This window comes from Plesiocystis pacifica SIR-1, assembly GCF_000170895.1.
GTDB lineage: Bacteria > Myxococcota_A > Polyangia > Nannocystales > Nannocystaceae > Plesiocystis > Plesiocystis pacifica.
In genome coordinates this window covers 1-17,783 of record NZ_ABCS01000020.1, presented here as the reverse complement: position 1 = coordinate 17,783, position 17,783 = coordinate 1, and the positions used below count along the sequence as shown (strand labels likewise).

The window sequence follows — 17,783 nt, the reverse complement described above, 5'->3', positions numbered from 1 at the left end:
GAATTTTGGGATGAGGTGCCGTGTTAGATCGCTGCCATGTCCTGGCTGCGTCGCGTATCTCCCCTGTCTGGCTCCGTGTTGCTCGCCCTGTCCACCGTGGCGCTCGCGTGCAGCGACGACGGCGGTGAGGGGGCGGACGACGAGGTCGGCGAGAGCGCGGGGGAGTCGAGCGACGACGGCACCGACGACACCACCGAGACCACCGGCGACGACGACGAGACCACCAGCGACGACGCCGAGACCAGCGACGACGCCGAGACCACCACCGACACCGGCGAGCCCGAGCCCGCCACGGAGCCCGGGTGCGAGGACGCGGAGTTCTACGCCGTCCCCGAGGACCCGGCCGAGCGCGGGCCGTGGGCCGTGGGCGCGAAGACGGTGGTCATCGACGGGCTGACCACCGAGATCTGGTACCCGGCGCAGTGGGGCTCGGAGGCGGGCGCAGACCTCAAGGGCTACGATCTGCGCGCCTTCTTGCCCGAGTCCGAGGCCGCCAAGATCCCCGACGAGAAGGCGCCGCCGCAGGTCTGCGACTGCTACGACGACCTGCCCATCGACGCCGCCCACGGGCCCTACCCCGTCGTCGTGTTCGTCCACGGCACGGCCTCGTGGCGCAGCCAGTCCCTGAGCCAGGTCACCCACTGGGCCAGCCGCGGCTTCGTCGTCGTCAGCTCCGACCACCCGGGCCTCATGCTCGGCGACATCCTCGGCCCGCTGTGCGGCCTGCCCGGGAGCCAGCAAGATCTGTCCGGCGACACGGACGCCGTGCTCGCGGCCCTCGCCGCGCCGAGCGGGGACTGGGCCTTCCTCGACGGCCTCATCGACATGGAGCGCATGGCCGTCAGTGGCCACAGCGCGGGGGGCAGCGCCGCCGCCAACCAGGCCGACAAGCCCGGCATGCGCGTGTCCATCCCCATGGCCTCGGGCCAGCCCGTCGTGGCCAACCCCGCCATCGAGTCCTCGCTCTTCCTGGGCGGCAACGCCGACGGCGTCGTGCCCTACTCGAGCACCCAGAGCGGCTACGCGGGCACGGCCGCGCCCAAGCGCCTGGTCGGCATCGAGAACGCCGGACACCTGGCCTTCTCGGACATCTGCGAGATCGAGAACGACGAGGGCCAGGACATCCTCGAGGTCGCCGTCGAGGCCGACGTGTGCGGGGCCTCCCTCGCCGGCTTCCTGTTCGACTGCAGCGACGCCTTCGTGGCCCCCGAGATCGCCACGGCGATCATCAACCACAGCAGCACCGCCGTGCTCGAGGAGGTGCTCAAGTGTCAGGACGACGACGCCTTCGCCGAGTTCGAGGCGAGCTACCCGGACGTCGCGGAGTTCCTCCAGGAGCTGTGAAGCCCAAGCGGCGGGCGTCCTAGCTAGATCGTCCCGCCGAGCACGCCCATCGCGGCCTCGCGCCACCAGTAGCGCTGGTAGGGGTTCTCGAGGGTCAGCACGAGGTCGTTCCACGCCGGCCCCTCGTCGGAGCGCACGACGAGCTCGGGGGAAGCCGTCTTCGTCCATGTCGACCACCGCGACGAGGTCGTAGGTGTCGACGGGGCCGACCGGGATGGCCGTGTCGTTGAGCAGCGTGCCCAGGGTCCACTGCCCGTTGCTGGCGACGTAGGCGATGACGAAGGTCGAGCCGCCCACCGCCGCGAACTGGGTCGGGTGCGCGTTGTGAGAGTCGTCGGAGGGGGGCAGCTGGAAGAAGGCGGGCTCGGGGGTTCGGCGCTTGGTGTACGCGCTGCGGTGGTACTCGGGCGACGCCGTCATCGCGCGCAGGGTCTCCAGGAAGGCATCGAAGGCGGCGCGCTCCGACGCGCTCGGGACCCACTGCGCGGAAGCGCCGGGCTGCCACTCGCCGGCGACGTAGAGCGCGGGGGCTTGCGACGAAGCGGGGCCGAGGGTGAGCTCCCAGCACTCGGAGGCGTCGTAGTAGTCCGAGCCCGTCACCGTGGCCTCGCCGCTCGGCTGGCCCCAGGCGTCGACGGCCCGCCACGTCGTCTCCGGATCCCGCCACGGCGCGCAGCAGTCCGCGCCCGCCGAGGTGACGCCCTCGGGTCCTGCCACCGCGAGCGGAACCCGCGGGGACGAGGCGAGCCATCGACTGCGCGCTTCGGGGCAAGCGTCCGCTTGGGAAGATGCTTCGGAAGACGCTTCGGGCACCGCCTGGGAGGCCTCGGCCGGGCAGGCCTCGATCGGAGCATCCGACGGCGCGGGACGACACGCCACCAAGACGGCGCCGATCGACACGCACGGGAGAACCCAGCAGAAACCCCGCGCGACGACGACTCGGCCCATACGCTCGAACAGGACGCCCATCGACGGCGACTCTACCCGACCGGACCCAGTGGCGGCAGGACACGCGCCGCTCATGGTCATGGACCATGAGCGCCGTCGGCGAAGTCCTGACCCTCACCCAGCTGTGCCGGCGCCAGTCGAGCTCGGCGGTGGCACAGTGGGTCTGCGACTGCGCCCGTAGAGTCATCCGCGAGGCCTTCCGCCCCGAGAGCCGAGACCTCCGGCCGATGCGGGCGCTGCGGGCCCTCCACGACCACCTGCGCGCCCAGGCCAAGGGCGCGCCCGGGGACGCCGACGCGCTCTCGGACGCCCTCGAGCAGGCGACCGCTTCGGCCCTCCAGCACGCCGACGACCCCCTCGCCGAGTCGGCCGACGTCGCCGCCCAGGCCATCCACCACGCGCTGGCGCCCCACGCCTGGCCCGCCGAGGCCCTCGCCGCGACCTGCCGCCGCTACCTCCACCCCATCCACGGCCACGACTACGCCGCCATCGAGACCTTCGAAGATCGCTGGCAAGCCCGGCGCCTGCTGTGGCGCACCCGCTCGATGCCGAGCGCCACCGACATCGTCGTGCGCCTCGACCACGCCGCGGCCCTCGGCGCCCTCCCGCCGGTGGGGAGCCCCGCCAGCCGCCGCTTCGCCGAGCTGCGCGCGCAAACCTTCGCCGACGAGGACGCGCGACTCGATCTCATCCTGGAGTTTCCCGAGCTGGTCTTCCACCGGGAGCTCGGCCTGTGACCGGCGACCGTGCTAGACCGTCTCTCGTGGAGTTCCGTCGCCTCGCTCCGGCCCTGGCGCTGATGCTGGCGACGGCCTGCGGCGGGGGCTCTTCGGACGAGTCGAGCGACGCCCACGCCGAGACCAGCGAGAGCGACGGCGCCGACACGACGGAGCCCGAGGAGGGCGAGGGCGAAGACGAGAGCGGCAGCGGGCCCGCCCCCGTCCCCGACAACCCGTGCTGGTCCGCGACCCTGAGCACCCCGGCGCTCCCGCGGGCCATCGGCGAGCACGACGGCGAGCTGTTCACCGTCAGCTCCCGCGCCATCATGGCCGAGACCAGCGGCGTTGAGGGTCCGTGGACGCCGACGGCCGAGTTCGACCTGCGCAGCTTCGTCCCCGAGACCATCGGCGGGGCCCCCGACGACCTGTGGCTCAGCGACGGCTTCGACCTCGTCCACTTCGACGGGCACGGCTTCGAGCCCTCTCCCCTCCCCGAGCACGTCACGCGGGTCGAGGTGGGCCAGGACGCCGAGGGCGTCGTGTGGCTGTTCATGGACGAGTGCCAGTTCAACTGCGACTACCTGCTGTGGCGCCGAGCCGGCGATCAGTGGGAGCCGCTCCCCCCCCTCGGCTCCAACGACATGGAGTGGGTCGCCTACGGCGTCGACGAGCGCTGGGTCAGCCGCTGGAACTGGGACGAGGGCATCGACATCTACCGCCAAGAGGGCGAGGACGACTGGCAGTTCTTCGACCACCTCGACGGCCCGGGCCAGGAGGTCCCCAGCCTCCACGCCGACGCCTCGGGGCTGTGGGTCGCCGGCTGGAACACCTGCGGCCTCCTCGGGGAGCTCCGCCTCGCCCGCCCCCCCTCGGCCTCGGAGCCCTCGGAGTGGGTCGAGGCCGCGCTCCCCGTCAACATCGGAGACTGCCGGGTCCGGGGCGCCCTACACCAGGGCCAGCTCTACTTCGTGGTCCCGGACCTGGGCAGCCTGTACCGCTGGGACGGCCACAGCCCCGAGCCCGAGGCCGTGCTCAAGCTGCCCTTCGCGGACCGCTCTTGGTACCCCGGCTCGGAGGTCGACCTGCTCGCCCGCGACGGCCGGCTGCTGCTCTACGACAACCGCGAGGGCCACACCCTCTACGAGTTCACCGACGAGCCCACGCCCCAGCTCGAGGTCATCCACCACGACGCGTGGTTCGACCTCGACGTCATGGTGGGCCAGGACCTCGAGTCCGTGTTTGGCTTTGGCGACACCACCGTCCACGAGTGGTCCAGCTCCGCGCAGCCCGAGGCCCCCGACGACCCGGGCGCGTGGGCGGTCCACCACGCCTTCGACTACCACAGCCCCCAGTCCCTGGTCTCGACGCAGGCCGGCGAGGCCTGGCTGCTCGAGCGCACCAGCGACCCGCTGGTCGGCAGCTTCTCGCGGCTGTGGCACCTGCGCGCCGGCGAGCCCCTCGACCTGAGCGCCGACTTCCCCTCCTCCCACGAGTTCGAGCTGCTGTGGGGCCGCGGGGACCAGCTGTGGCTCTACGGGCGCACCGAGCCCGGCTACGGCCAGTACCTCGCCGCGTGGTCGCGCGAGGGCGACGCGTGGCAGGTCAGCACCACCCCGCCCCTGAAGCTCCCCGACTTCATCGCCGTGACCGGCGACGACGAGCGCCGCTACCTGCTCGACGCCTTCGGCGACGTCCACGTCCACGGCGACAACGAGTGGGTCCTGCTCCCGCCCACGGAGCTCACCGACGTCCACCACAAACAGGGCCAGCTCGCCCTCGTCGACGGCCAGCTGTTCCTGCGCGCCTACCAGTACGCCCAGGACTTCCCGGGCACCCCCGAGCTGCGCACCTTCATGGTCTGGGACGGCGAGCAGTGGCGCTACGTCGCCTCGCGCTGGCCCGACGCCCCGGCCTACGCGTCCGCGATGGCGGCCGACGGGCTCGGCGGGCTGTGGGCCCTCGCCCCGGCCCCGCCCCTCGAGCCCGAGGATCCCGAAGACCCCGAGAGCGAGCCTCCGCTCGGCGCCATCGGCGAGGGCGCGAGCCTCCACTACTTCCACTCGGGCAGCTGGCAGCACGTCGAGTCCCCCGAGCCCCTCGGCGAGGGCCTGCTGCACGCCAGCCCCGAGGGCGTCATCCTCCAGGAACGCAACCTCGAGGGCGGCCACACCCGGGTGTTCCGGTGGACCTGCGACTGAGCGCTGCTTTGCCCCCACAGTCGCCTGGGACCGGGGCGCTTCGTCGCTCCGCTCCTCCGCTTTGGCTTGGTGGGCAATGAAGTTCGTACCTTGGAGAGGGTGTGTGGTCGCCCCCGCTCGCGGGGGCGTCATCTGGCGGGGCTGAAGGCGTGGTGGGCCCTCACGATCTCACGACGGCCAAGATGGACACTGGTGCCGGCAAGACTCGTTTTGACCAGCCCTCGGAGTACAGCTGCGGCGCGCTTCGCCTTGGCTTACCGTTGCCGTCGTGATGGTTCGCCTGGCTTCTCTGGTTTCCCCGCTCCGCACGCGCAATCTCGCGGCTACGCCCCTGGTTCCGCTCCTGATGCTCGGCGCGGCGGGGTGCACCGACGACGCGGCTGAGGGTGACGACGAGGTCGGCGAGTCGAGCGAGAGCACGGACACCGCTGGCGACACCGACGAGACCGCGGACACCGAGGAGTCGACGGACACCGGCTCCGTCGGGGCCTGCGACGAGGAGTCCTTCGACGCCCTGCGCACCTGCGTGGCCGCCTACTCCGAGGCCGTCGCCGACTGCTACGCGACCACCGACGCCCCCTGCCCCGACGACGACGCGGCGACGGCCGCCGCCCTCGACGAGCTCGAGCTCAGCGTGACCGCGGCCTGCACCGACGGCGAGTTCCTCGGCCTGAGCACCGACGCGGTCGTCGGGCGCCTGCGCAACGCCTGCGAGTCCGAGGCCTCGTCCATGGCCTGGCGCACCTACGGCGGGCCCCAGGGCGCCGTGTGGCCCAACGCCGGCGGGGTCGACCAGCAGTGCCTCGCCGCCGCCCACCTCGCGACCATGGACCTGGTCGACGAGTCCCTGTTCGCCGCCGCGGCCTGCATCGAGGACGACACCTGCACCGCCGAGGTCCTCGACACCTTGCGCGCGGACTACCTCGCCGCGGCCACGGCCGACATCGAGCAGGCCTGCGACGACCTGGCCGACATCGCCGCCCTCGAGCCCGCCGAGTACGCGACCCGGGTCGCGCACCAGGTCGACTGCCTGACCGCCGCCGGTCACCCCGACACCGCCAAGCTCGGGCTCGACTGCGGCCCGGACAACGTGCTGTTCGAGGCCACCCGCGGCGAGTGGACCCAGGTCGAGCTCGACCCCTCGTCCGGCGCGATCTGTGGCGACGGCACCAACTACGCCTTCCAGATCCACCTCGCCCCCGAGGGCCAGCCCCTCGACCGCGTGCTGATCGCCCTCCAGGGCGGCGGCGTGTGCCTGTTCGCCGACGACTGCGCCGCCCGCCTCGAGAGCAGCCCGGGCCTGTTCAACGCCCTCGACGACTTCCCCCTCGGCGACGGCATCGGCAGCCTCGACCCCGAGGTCAACCCCTTCGCCGAGTGGACCATCGTCTACCTGCCCTACTGCAACCAGGACGTGTTCGCGGGCGGCGGCGTGGTCGAGGACTTCGGCGAGCTGCAGCTGCCCCGGGCCGGCGGCGTCAACCTGCGCGCGTCTCTGCGGATGATCCGCGACTACCTGTGGCGCGAGCTCGACGCGGCCGGCGATCCGGGCTTTCGCCCCGACGCGCTCGTCGCCCTGTTCGGGGGCTTCTCCGCCGGGGCCTACGGCACCATCTACAACTACCACTGGCTCCTCGACGAGCTGCAGTGGCCGCGGACCATCGCCTTCCCCGACGCGGGCCTGGCCCTCGACAACGGCACCCCCGTCGGCGTCGGGGCCCTCGGCGTCGCCAAGCTCCCGGTCTGGGACACCGTCAAGAACCTGCCCTCCTACTGCTTCACGGGCGACTGCGCCATCGGCCCGGTGCTGTCCGAGGCCCTCTCGCCCCGGCTCGAGCAGGTCCCCGAGCAGCAGATGCTGATCCTCAGCAACCCCAAGGACAACATCCAGCAAGGCGACGCCTTCTTCGAGGACGAGGCCGACTGGATCAACACCATGCGCCAGACCTACTGCGACACCAAGGACCTGCCGGGCATCAACTATTACTTCACCAGCGTGTCCGACGAGAGCGTCCACGTGATCTCCGTGGTCCCCGAGCTGTGGACCGGCGAGGTCGACGGCGAGACCCTGCGCGACTTCTTCGTCCGCGCCGTCGAGGAGCCCGACACCGTGGTCAGCCGCGTCGAGGAGGCCGACTTCGTCGACGCCATCCCCGGCGTCGAGCCCTACCCCTGCGAGGTCGCGCCTTGAGCATCGACGCCGCGACGAACCGTCCGAGCTTCCTGGCTGGCGCGGCGGCCCTGCTGCTCGCCGCCGCGTCGAGCAGCTGCCAGCTGCTCACCCCGGTCCCGCCCGTCGAGCCCGGCACCAACCCCTTCGTCGGCCGCCCGCTCTACCTCAACGCGTGGTCGCGGGCGGGCAACCAGGCCGACACGTGGCGCAACTCCCGGCCCGAGGACGCCCAGCTCATGGACCAGCTCGCGGCCCAGCCGGTCTCGCTGTGGTTCGGCGACTGGACGGCCAACGTCGAGACCGAGATCCGCACCGAGACCGACAACGCCCGGGCCCAGGGCGCCCTCGCGCTCATGGTCCTCTACAACATCCCCAACCGCGACTGCGGGCTCTACTCGGCGGGCGGGGTCGAGGACGCCGACGCCTACCGCGAGTGGATCGGCGCGGCCCAGCGGGGCATCGGCAAGTCCGTCGCGGCCGTCATCCTCGAGCCCGACGCCCTCGGCAACCTCGCCGACTGCCTCGACGCCGCGGGCCAGCGCGAGCGCCTGGGGCTCATCGCCGAGGCCGTCGAGACCCTGTCCGAGGGCGGCCAGACCGCGGTCTACATCGACGCCGGCAACGCGCGCTGGCACCCCCCCGAGATCATGGCCGAGCGCCTGCAGCGAGCCGGCGTGGCCAAGGCCCGGGGCTTCGCCCTCAACGTGTCCAACTACGTCGGCACCGAGGAGTCCGTCGCCTACGGCCTCGCCATCTCGGAGCTCCTCGGGGGCAAGCCCTTCGTCATCGACACCAGCCGCAACGGCAACGGACCCACGGAGGGCTCGCAGTGGTGCAACCCCCACGGCCGCGCCGTGGGCGAGCCGCCCCTGAGCCCCACGGCCGATCCCCGCGTCGACGCCTACCTGTGGATCAAGGTGCCCGGGGAGTCCGACGGCGAGTGCAACGACGGACCCGCGGCGGGGGGCTGGTGGCCCGAGATGGCCATCGAGCTCGCGCGCAACGCCGAGTGGACCTACCGCGCCGCCGGGCTGCCCGTGCCCCTCGACTCCGCCCCCGCGCTCATCCCCGAGGGCCCCGATCCCTTCGTCGCCCCGAGCCCGGGCCCGCACCGCTGAGGCGTGCTAGCTTCCGCGGCGCCATGGGCAAAAAGCGCAAACCCAAGCCTCAGCCCCCCCACATCCCGGGGCTGATCGACAGCCACTGTCACCTGGACTACGCGCCCATGGCCGACGACCTCGAGGCGACCTTCGCCCGGGCCGAGGCCGCCGGGGTCGAGCAGATGGTCCACATCGGCTGCAGCCCCGACACCATGGGCCCCGCCGTCGAGCTGGCCACCACCCACGCGCGGGTGTTCGCCAGCGTGGGCATCCACCCCCACGAGGCGCGCCACCTCGACGACGAGCTGTTCGCGACCATCGAGCGCCTGGCTACGAGCTCGGCCAAGGTCGTCGCCATCGGCGAGACCGGCCTCGACTACCACTACGACTTCTCCCCCCGCGAGGATCAGCTGCGCGCCTTCGGCCGGCAGATCGAGCTAGCCAAGGCCATCGACAAGCCCCTGGTGCTGCACATCCGCGACGCCCACGCCGACGCGTGGTCCGTGCTCGACGAGCACCCCGCCCGGGCCAACCCCGGCGTCGTGCACTGCTTCACGGGCAACGCCGCCGAGGCCGAGCGCTGGCTCGAGCGCGGCTGGCACATCGCCTTCTCCGGCATCGCCACCTTCAAAAAAGCCGTCGAGCTGCGCGAGGCCGTGCTCCGGGTCCCGCGCGAGCGCATCCTGCTCGAGACCGACGCGCCCTACCTCGCCCCCGAGCCCCTCCGCGGTCGCCGCAACGAGCCGGCCAACGTCGCCTTCACCTGCGCGGCTCTCGCCGAGCTCCGCGGCGAAGATCCCCGCGAGCTCGCGCGCACCACCGCCGCCAACACCCGCGCGCTCTTCGGGCTCCCCGAGCCCCAGGCGACGCGCGCGTCGGTCTGAACACCCGACGAGGGATGAGCGGCATCACGCCCGGGGCCCGCCGAGGCCTTGACCCGGCCCCCCGCCTTGCCCATCATCCCGTCCCCCGGCACCGCTGCGGCCCCTGGCAATGTCGCCAAGCCTGCACGTGCCCAAGAAGAAAAGGAGGCACCCATGAACCGCCAGATGGGACTGCTTACCAAGAAAATCGGGATGACCGAGTTCTACAAGGAAGACGGCACCCGCGTGCCCGTCACCGTCCTGCTCGCCAAGGGCAACGTCGTCACCGCGCACCGCACCGTCGAGCGCGACGGCTACACCGCCCTCCAGCTCGCCTTCGACGACCAAAAGGCCAGCCGCCTGAGCAAGCCCAAGCTCGGCCAGTTCAAGAAGGCCGAGGTCTCGCCCAAGCGCAAGATCAAGGAGTTCCGCGTCGCGGCCGACGTCGTCGCCCAGCACGCCGTCGGCTCCGAGGTCGACGTCTCCATCTTCTCCGATGGCCAGCTCGTCGACGTCACCGGCACCAGCAAGGGCAAGGGCTTCCAGGGCGTCATGAAGCGCCACGGCATGCGCGGTGAGAAGCGCACCCACGGTCAGCACGAGGTCTACCGCCACGGCGGCTCCATCGGTTGTCGCCTGACCCCCGGTCGCGTCATCCCCGGCAAGCGCATGGCCGGCCAGATGGGCAACGAGACCGTCACCGTCCAGAACCTCGAGGTCGCCAAGGTCATCGCCGACAAGGGCCTGATCCTCGTCAAGGGCGCGATCCCGGGCGGCAAGAACGGCTACGTGCAGATCCGCCACGCCATCAAGGCCGCCATCCGCACCAAGCACGGCAAGAACTAGCGCCGAGCGGCTCTGGTCGAGAAAGCCCGCGCCCTCGCGCGGGCTTTTTCGCGTTTGGAGCCCGCAGGCCTATCATCGAGGGCATGGCACGCTCCGGTCGATCAGGTTTGGGGGACAAGAAGAACCGCCACGACCCGAACTACCTCCGGGCCAAGCGGGAGAACTTCGCCGGCCGAGCCATCTACAAGCTCGAGGAGATCGACAAGCGCTTTCGGCTGATCAAGCCGGGCGCGCGCGTCCTCGATCTGGGCTGCTGGCCCGGCTCGTGGCTGCAGTACGCGGTCAAGCGAGCCGGCACCGACGCGACCTTGGTCGGCGTCGACCTCAAGGCCGTCGAGCTCGCCCTGCCGAGCAACGTCAAGACCTTCGTCGGCGACGTCAACAAGCTCAAGCTCGACAAGATGGTCGAGCGCTTCGGTCGCTTCGACGTCGTGCTCAGCGACATGGCCCCGAACACCACGGGCAACAAGGACTTCGACATCCCCGTGAGCGAAGACCTGTTCCTCCGCGCCCTCGACATCGCCACGGGCTGCTCGCGCATCGGCGGCCACTTCTGCGCCAAGGTCTTCCAGGGCGCGCGCTTCCACGAGCTGATCCGCGAGGTCGAGCGCCGCTACCAGCAGGCCAAGCCCTACCGCTCGGCGCACACGCGCAAGCAAAGCCGCGAGCAGTACATCATCGGGCGCGGGCTCAAGGCCAACGTCGCCAGGGACGCAAACCCGATCGCGGACAGCTAGGCGGCCCTGCGTCGACCTCCAGGCTTTTGTCACGACCCGGTCACGGCGCCCGCTAAACTCGACGGATGCGCCGTCCATCCCCCTTGGCCCGTGGTGTGCTGCTCTCCAGCCTGAGCCTCGCGCTCGCGTGTGGCTCCGACGACAGCGGCGACGGGGCTGATGAGGTCGACACCGGCTCGACCGACGAGACCGAGACTGGCACCGACACCGGCTCGACCGACGAGACCGAGACTGGCACCGACACCGGCTCGACCGACGAGACCGAGACGGACTCGACCGGCGAGACCGAGTCGACCGAGGAGACCGACACCGGCGAAGCGCTGCCGTGCAACGGGCACCCGCAGCTGTGCGATCGCCCCCTCGACGAGGTGGTGTTCGCCGCGACGCACAACTCCCACGCCGTCACCAGCGAGGGCTTCTCGGCCTTCAACGCCAACCAGGGCTTCCCCGTGCCCAACCAGCTCGAGGACGGCGTGCGGGCCTTCCTGCTCGACACCTACTTCGAAGACGACAGCGTGGTGCTCTGCCACGGGCCCTGCGGTCTCGGCGAGGTGTCCCACGCCCTGGTCCTGGGGCAGATGGTCGACTTCCTCGAGGCCAACCCCCGCGAGGTCGTGGCCATCCTCTACCAGGACGCGGTCAGCCCCGAGCAGCTGAGCGTCGACTACGAGGCGACCGGGGCCATCGACCTGGTCTACAGCCACCCCGAGGGCGAGCCCTGGCCGACCCTCGGCGAGCTCATCGAGGCCAATGCGCGCCTGCTGGTCACCGCCGAGCAGGGCGGCCCACCTCCGGACTGGCACCACCACCTGTGGGCGCTCGCGTGGGACACCCCCTACGGCCCGACGGACGCCGCGGACCTGTCCTGCGAGCTCAACCGCGGCGACCCCGACAACGATCTCTTCCTCGTCAACCACTGGGTCAACAACACCTTCGGCCTGCCCTCGGCCGAGAACGCGGAGGAGGTCAACGCCTACGAGCCGCTGCTCAGCCGCGCCCTCGAGTGCTGGGCCCTGTGGGATCACCCGCCCAACTTCCTGGCCGTGGACTACTACGAGCGCGGCAACCTGATGGACGTCGTCGACGCCCTCAACCTCGGCGACGGGCCCTGACTCGCGGCCGGCTCAGCCCGCTCGGGCTTACGATTCGACTACGCTCAGGCGCTCCCCGACTCGACACACTGCTCTGGCCGCCGCGCCGTAAGCAGCTGTGATTGAAAGTGCGGACCCAAAGGGGACGAGCCTCGTCGTCGCGAGTACCCTCCCGGCGATGTTCGACCGATTTTGTTCGTTGGTGGTCGCCCCTCCCTGCCGAGGCGGGCCCGTCCGCCAACGACCAGCAGCTGGTCACCGAGCTGTGCACCTGGGCCAACCGCTGCCTCGCCGAGGAGGGCCTCGACCCCTACCCCGTCGACGAGTGCGTCCGGGACGAGAGCGCGGCCTTCGACCCGCGAGCGCGCGCGGACATGCAGGACTGCCTCGACATCGCCAAAGGCTCCTGCCTCGACTTCTTCGACACGCCGATGTGCACCGGCGGCTGAGTTCTGTTCTGCCCCCACAGGGAGCTCGGACGGGGGGCGCTCCGTCGCTATCCGCTCCTCCGCTTTGGCTTGGTGGGCAATGGCGTTTGTACCTTTGAGAAGGCAGGTGGTCGCCCCCGCAAGCGGGGGCGTGGATTCGTTGACAGTCTCAGATCTGAGTCGTGGACGTGGGGCAGGGAGGGCGTGGCGTCGTCCACGACGGCTAAAACAGACAGGGACTGTGAAAATTTCACAGTCCCTGAGTCGTGGACGTGGGGCAGGGAGGGCGTGGCGTCGTCCACGACGGCTAAAATGGACAGGGACTGTGAAAACTTCACAGTCCCTGAGCTGAACTCAGGAGGGCAGCGCGACCGCGTTGCTCTTGGGGCAGATCGCGAACAGGTTGATGCCCGCGTCCTCGAACACGACCTCGCTGCAGCGGCGCCCAAACACCGACTCGGTGTACAGGCGATCCATGTCGGCCTCGTCGCGGTGGATGAGCCGCCAGTCCAGGACGTAGTCCATCAGGGCCTTGTCCGAGTTGAGCGGGTGGAAGTTGCCGAGGATCAGCTCGCCGGACGGGCGCAGCAGGCCGTGGGCGTAGTTGATCAGCTTCACGACCATGCGATCGCTGAAGTAGTCGATGAGGCCGATGCTGTAGACGAGGTCCTGGGCGGGGATCTCGAGCTTCTGGCGTCCCAGGGCGAGGTACACGAGGTTGTTGTGGTGCAGCTGGATCGCATCCCGTAGCCCCCGCCCCTCGACCTCCGCGCGGACCTTGGCGATCGCCTCTTCGTCGATGTCGATGAGCCGCGCCTCGATCTGGGGCAGCGCCTGTCCCTGCGCGGCGAGCTCCTCGAGCGCGTCGAACACGTCGAACAGCTCGCGCGCCGGGCCGCAGGCCATGATGGTGATCCGAAAGGGCCTGGGCTCGCTGCCCCCGGCCGCGAGGCGCTCGAGGCGTTGGAAGATCTGGTTGCGCAGCAGCACCCGCCGGTTGCGGACGGCCGCGGCCGCGGGCTGGTTGAGGAAGGCGCGGTCGAGGAGCGGGCCCAGGCGGCTCGTCCCCCCGGGGACGTTGTTGTAGATCCACGCGATGGACTCGGCGTCCCCCGCGTAGCCCCGGGGCTTGGCGTAGAGGCGCTCCGCCGTCTTGGTCAGCAGCAGGTAGGGCAAGACCTCGCGCTGGACCCGAGCGCCGAGGCGATCGCGCTCGACCTTGTCGAGGCCCGAGTCGTCGCCGAGCAGCTCGTTGAGCCGAATCGCGAAGCCCGCGAAGCCTCGGGACAGCTCCTGGCCCAGCGCCTCGAGCTCCGCGCCGCGACGCATGGCCGACTTGTCGGCCGCTTGCAGCTGCTCTTTGAACTCCGCGCACAGCCGATCGACCTCAGCCTCGGTGCCGTCGCCGCCCAGGGGCACGACCATGCGCTGCTCGTCGCGGACGTGCTCGCGCAGCGAGGTCACCAGGGAGCTCGCCAGGCCCCGCAAGATGCGGGCCGCGAACGCCGGCTCGGTCGCCATCCGAGCCTGAACCCGCTCTCGAGAGATGCGCAGGATGAGCGAGTTCTCGCCGGCGCGGACCGTCGAGGGCATGGGCGCGCCGTCGATGAAGGGCGCCGCCCCGACCCACGCGCCCGAGCGGTACGTCACCTGCCGAACCCCCGGGGTCATGGCCACCAAGAGGCCGTGCAAGACGAGCACGAGGTCGACCACGACCTCGTCCTGCTCGAAGATCAGCGCTCCAGTGATGAGCTGGATCTCCTCGCCGTTCTCGAACAACCACTGCAGGTCAGCCGCCGGCAAGGCCTGCTCCGAACCCGGTCCCACGGCGTCTTGCTCAGCCCGCGATTGGAGGGGCAAGGCCACGGAGGAAGAAGTATCACGCATGGCGTTCACCACGAAGTCCCGCTTCCACGAGGGTTCCTATCGGGCCCCACCGAGGGCGTCCCCCCCGAGGCCCGCGTCGGCGAGAACCGCACGCAGTCGGTCGATTGCGTCCGTGCGCGAATGCATGATCGTGTAGATGTCTTCAGGGATGGTGTCGAGAATCAGCAGCGCCGCGAATGTCCGCATCGGGTCGTCGTCGTGGTGGTGCAGCACCATGAACAGCAGATTGTCATCTCGAAACATGTCGCGGATCTTGGCGCGGACCTCGGGCCCAGGCATCACCGACTTCGAGATGTCGACGAACATGGCGTAGCCGCGCAGCCCCTTGGTCAGGCGCGTCAGCTCCTCGCGCATCACGTGGGTCGAGAGCAGCGTGGGTCGCTTGGGCTCCTCGTAGAGGATGATCCCCGGCTCGAGCCATTGAATGTGGCTCCGGTAGTCGATCTCGGCCTCGGCCTGCTTGGCGATCGCGGACTCGGCCAGGCGCGCGCTGCGTTGACGCGCGGCCTCGTTGAGCCGGCGGATCAAGGTCTGCACGAAGGCGTTCATCGACAGGTAGCGGCTGTTGGGATCGCGCGAGCGCGCACGCATCAGCGCCTTGCCGAGCCAGTGCGGCACCTCCCCCCCGTCGGGCTCCCGGCTCACGCCCGCGAGCGAGTTCGACGCGAATTTCGACAAGCTCGCGCCCGGGGTGGGGTGGTGGCCGTAGACGGCCTCGAAGATCGCCGTGGCCAGGGCGTACTGGTCCGTGCGCGGGTTGACCGAGCGACCCTCGAGCTGCTCGGGGGCCATGTACGCCGGGCAGCCGACGAGCAGCCTCTCGCCGAAGCGAAACAGGCCCGCCTGGGCGAGGGCCGAGCGCGCCGCGTCGCCCTCGACGACGCCCTCGGGCGCGCTCCCCTGCAGGGTCTGTTCGATGGCCCAGGTCAGGCCAAAGTTCACCACCCGGACCGAGCCGTCGAAGTCGACGATCACGTTGGCCGGGCTGAAGTTGCGGTGGATGATGCCCTGGGAGTGCCCGGCCACGAGCCCCTGACCCGCGGCCAGGAACACGGCGAGGATCTCGGGCCACTGCCGCGCGCCGTCGGCGAGCCACTCCACGAGGCTCTGGCCTTCGACGTACTCCATCACCACGAAGACGCCCCGTCGGGCCTCGCCGTCCCCGCCCCCCGTCGTGAACACGCCAGCCTCGTGGATCTGGGCGATGTTCGGGTGCGAGAGCTTCGCCGTGGCCCGGACCTGACGCAGGATCGGCGGCTCTTCGGACGTGGACTCCCCCGCCGGCCACGCGTGGACCAGCTCGATGGCCACGTCGCGACCTCGCTCGGGGTCGTGGCCGAGGTAGACCGAGCCCAAGATTCCCTGGCTCAAGCAACGCCGCAATCGGTAACCACCAAAGGCGACGTCCCCAGACTCCGAGTCGAGTGCCCGCAGGTCACCCGCGTCGACAGACGGCGCCTCGAGGCTCGCGGCTTCGCTCCCCGATTCTGACATGCTGTCCCTGGTCACGGCCGCAATCTACCAACTCGCGGCCTGTGACGCGGGAGTGGCCTCCGCGCGCAAGAACCGCGCAGCGAGGCTCGAGCGAACTCCGCACTGCGGGCCCCCACGCGCGCCATCATCGTGCTGGACACGGGCGCCAGCATGCTGTGAACTAGCCCAGTTCGATGACTCGTCACCTCGGGTGATCCCGAGCAAGCCCCCCCCAATGACCTCTCGGCCGCCACTCCTCCGCGCGAAACACCTCGACGGAAAGCTACTGGCTGATTACCGCTACCACCCACTGATCATACATCGGTGGTTTGGCGACGTGGAGGACGGCCTGCTCGACGCCGTCTACGCCATTCGCGACACCTACGCCCTCGACGGCAGCGGCGGTCACAAGCAGGTGTGGATCCACGACATCACCGAGCTCAAGACCCTCAAGGCGACGGCCCGCAAGCACCTCGCGGACATCAACTCCAACGATCCGCGCATCGCCGAGCTCGACGACTACGTCATCATGCCGGTCGGGATGAACCGGCTCATCCGCGGCGCCATGACGGCCGTGGTGTGGATGGTCGGCAAGGAAAAATTCCCCATCGAGTTCCAAGAGTCGATCCCCGCGGGCATCGACCGCGCGCTCGAGCTGTTTGAGAAGTGGGGCGTCCCCGAGCCGCCCATCCCGTCGAACTACCGCTTCCCCCTGGAACACGAAGCGACCTACGTCGACTTCCGCAAGTTCTGAGCCTCTGAGCCTGGCAGGCTGCTAGCAGTCGCCCACCCTGGCCACGCCGGGGTGGGCGACTGCTAGAGGCTCGCCTCGATCCACGCGCCGAGCTCGGGCTGAGCGAGCACCTCCCGGGTCGGCGAGTCGTAGCGAGGCTCCTCGAGCACGACGCTGACCAGCGCGAGCACCCGACGCCGAGCCATCGCCGGTGACACCCCGTAGCGGGCCGCCAGGCCCTCGAGCAGCGCGTCCATGTGGCTGCCCCGCGGGGTCTCCCGCAAATTCACGAACGCGGCCTGACGCGCCACGCAGGGCTCGTCGAGCCAGGCCCAGGCCAGGCCGACCCGCGCGCCCCGGGCTCCGTCGACGAGCTCGAGGGTCTCGACCGGGGAGCCGTCCCACTCGGGCTGGCGACGGATCCACGCGGCCAGCCCCGCCTCGCCGCTAAAGCGCCGCCCGTCCAGCTCGACGCGCAGCGCAGGACACAGCCAGTGGACCTTCTCCAGCACCGCCGAGAGCTCGGCCCGGGAGGGCAAGGGCTCGCGCATCAAGGAAGCGTCCGGCCACACCCGCAGCGTCGTGCCCGAGTCGTCGCAGGCCCCCACCAGCTCGTTCTCCGAGACCAGCACCGTCCCCTCGAAGACCCAGCGCCGGACCTCGCCCGCGCGCCGCAGCTCGAACTCGAGGCGCCGCGCCAGGGCGTTGATCATCGCCAGGCCCATGCCGGTGCCGATCACGTGGGCGTGGGCGCGGTCGCCCTGCCGCGTGCGCTTTTTGTGGTGCGTCTCGAGCTGGTCCAGGACCTCGCTGGGCTCGAGCCCCGGTCCATCGTCGACGACGCAGAAGTGGTCGTGGGTGAGGCTGACGTAGAGCCGAGAGCAGCGCCCGCTCAGGTGCAAATCGAGGGCTCCGTCGATGGCCTCGACGACGAGGTTCAGCGCCCCGCCGAGATTCGCGCTGCTGAGGCTCTCTGCGCCAGGGCCTTGAGCGCGGGCAGCAGCCGGCGGCGCTTGCCCGGGACCAAGCTCGAGGCTCCGAACATGAACAGCCGGCCGTTGTGGCGGACGCCGCGGTAGCTCTTTTTGAACGAGGCCCCGCCCACGGCGTCGAGGACGATGTCGACCCCGCGGCCCTCGGTGATTCCCATGACCTCGGCCTCGAAGTCCTGGTTGCGGTAGTCGATGCAGTGGCTGACCCCGCGCTCGCGCAGGCGCTCGTGCTTGCCCGCGCTCGCGGTCCC

15 protein-coding genes are annotated in these 17,783 nt (G+C 70.5%); 11 read left to right on the top strand and 4 right to left on the bottom strand.

Annotated features, from left to right (window positions below; translation table 11 throughout):
• Positions 1–36 precede the first annotated feature (36 nt).
• The 10 genes from PPSIR1_RS12595 (at position 37) to PPSIR1_RS12550 (ending at position 12,468) form a co-directional block, all read left to right on the top strand.
• Positions 37–1,344 carry an alpha/beta hydrolase family protein gene (locus PPSIR1_RS12595; protein WP_045115898.1) on the top strand — a complete coding sequence of 436 codons (1,308 nt, stop codon included), beginning with the start codon at positions 37–39 and terminating at the stop codon, positions 1,342–1,344.
• Positions 1,345–2,378: 1,034 nt separating this feature from the next.
• Entirely contained in the window at positions 2,379–3,029 is a 651-nt protein-coding gene (locus PPSIR1_RS12590) for a hypothetical protein (RefSeq protein WP_006971449.1), read from the top strand.
• Positions 3,030–3,055: 26 nt separating this feature from the next.
• Positions 3,056–5,209, top strand: a complete 2,154-nt coding sequence (locus PPSIR1_RS12585; RefSeq protein ID WP_006971448.1) for a GIY-YIG nuclease family protein — start codon at positions 3,056–3,058, stop codon at positions 5,207–5,209.
• A gap of 346 nt (positions 5,210–5,555) precedes the next feature.
• Positions 5,556–7,400, top strand: coding sequence for a pectin acetylesterase-family hydrolase (locus PPSIR1_RS12580; protein ID WP_006971447.1), 1,845 nt, complete (start codon positions 5,556–5,558; stop codon positions 7,398–7,400).
• A complete protein-coding gene (locus PPSIR1_RS12575; RefSeq protein WP_006971446.1) occupies positions 7,397–8,500 on the top strand; it encodes a glycoside hydrolase family 6 protein in 1,104 nt (367 codons plus the stop codon). Before PPSIR1_RS12580 ends, PPSIR1_RS12575 begins: the two co-directional genes overlap by 4 nt.
• A 23-nt stretch (positions 8,501–8,523) precedes the next feature.
• Complete coding sequence (locus tag PPSIR1_RS12570; RefSeq protein WP_006971445.1) at positions 8,524–9,366, top strand: TatD family hydrolase; 843 nt, start codon at positions 8,524–8,526, stop codon at positions 9,364–9,366.
• 153 nt (positions 9,367–9,519) lie between these two features.
• Positions 9,520–10,191 (top strand): 50S ribosomal protein L3, encoded by a 672-nt coding sequence (gene rplC / locus PPSIR1_RS12565; protein WP_006971444.1) that lies wholly within the window; start codon positions 9,520–9,522, stop codon positions 10,189–10,191.
• An 83-nt stretch (positions 10,192–10,274) separates the two neighbouring features.
• The gene (locus PPSIR1_RS12560; protein WP_045115897.1) at positions 10,275–10,928 is read left to right on the top strand and encodes an SAM-dependent methyltransferase; all 654 of its coding nucleotides are present in this window, start codon (positions 10,275–10,277) and stop codon (positions 10,926–10,928) included.
• Positions 10,929–10,993: 65 nt separating this feature from the next.
• Entirely contained in the window at positions 10,994–12,040 is a 1,047-nt protein-coding gene (locus PPSIR1_RS12555) for a phosphoinositide-specific phospholipase C-related protein (protein WP_157595489.1), read from the top strand.
• A 107-nt stretch (positions 12,041–12,147) separates the two neighbouring features.
• Positions 12,148–12,468: a hypothetical protein gene (locus PPSIR1_RS12550; RefSeq protein ID WP_006971441.1), complete on the top strand. Its 321-nt coding sequence runs from the start codon at positions 12,148–12,150 to the stop codon at positions 12,466–12,468.
• Positions 12,469–12,801: 333 nt separating this feature from the next.
• Here PPSIR1_RS12550 and PPSIR1_RS42560 read toward each other — a convergent pair whose 3' ends face one another.
• Complete coding sequence (locus tag PPSIR1_RS42560) at positions 12,802–14,274, bottom strand: class I SAM-dependent methyltransferase family protein (protein ID WP_157595488.1); 1,473 nt, start codon at positions 14,272–14,274, stop codon at positions 12,802–12,804.
• A gap of 96 nt (positions 14,275–14,370) precedes the next feature.
• A complete protein-coding gene (locus tag PPSIR1_RS42555; protein ID WP_157595487.1) occupies positions 14,371–15,705 on the bottom strand; it encodes a serine/threonine-protein kinase in 1,335 nt (444 codons plus the stop codon).
• A gap of 439 nt (positions 15,706–16,144) precedes the next feature.
• Here PPSIR1_RS42555 and PPSIR1_RS12535 point away from each other — a divergent pair, with 439 nt between their 5' ends.
• Positions 16,145–16,561 (top strand): hypothetical protein, encoded by a 417-nt coding sequence (locus PPSIR1_RS12535; RefSeq protein WP_006971438.1) that lies wholly within the window; start codon positions 16,145–16,147, stop codon positions 16,559–16,561.
• A gap of 62 nt (positions 16,562–16,623) precedes the next feature.
• Here the strand turns inward: PPSIR1_RS12535 and PPSIR1_RS12530 are convergent, their stop codons facing one another.
• A complete protein-coding gene (locus tag PPSIR1_RS12530; protein ID WP_338047289.1) occupies positions 16,624–17,481 on the bottom strand; it encodes an ATP-binding protein in 858 nt (285 codons plus the stop codon).
• Positions 17,478–17,783 (bottom strand): zinc-binding dehydrogenase (locus PPSIR1_RS12525; protein WP_006971436.1); only part of this gene is annotated, 306 nt, incomplete at its 5' end. The genes PPSIR1_RS12525 and PPSIR1_RS12530, both read right to left, overlap by 4 nt.

What these genes read in the sequence shown, in the direction of transcription:
- PPSIR1_RS12580 (WP_006971447.1), top strand. Translation starts at nt 5,556, where the DNA reads ATGCTCGGCGCGGCGGGGTGCACCGACGACGCGGCTGAGGGTGACGAC.
- PPSIR1_RS12595 (WP_045115898.1), top strand. Translation starts at nt 37, where the DNA reads ATGTCCTGGCTGCGTCGCGTATCTCCCCTGTCTGGCTCCGTGTTGCTC.
- PPSIR1_RS12590 (WP_006971449.1), top strand. Translation starts at nt 2,379, where the DNA reads ATGAGCGCCGTCGGCGAAGTCCTGACCCTCACCCAGCTGTGCCGGCGC.
- PPSIR1_RS12570 (WP_006971445.1), top strand. Translation starts at nt 8,524, where the DNA reads ATGGGCAAAAAGCGCAAACCCAAGCCTCAGCCCCCCCACATCCCGGGG.
- PPSIR1_RS12555 (WP_157595489.1), top strand. Translation starts at nt 10,994, where the DNA reads ATGCGCCGTCCATCCCCCTTGGCCCGTGGTGTGCTGCTCTCCAGCCTG.
- rplC (WP_006971444.1), top strand. Translation starts at nt 9,520, where the DNA reads ATGAACCGCCAGATGGGACTGCTTACCAAGAAAATCGGGATGACCGAG.
- PPSIR1_RS12560 (WP_045115897.1), top strand. Translation starts at nt 10,275, where the DNA reads ATGGCACGCTCCGGTCGATCAGGTTTGGGGGACAAGAAGAACCGCCAC.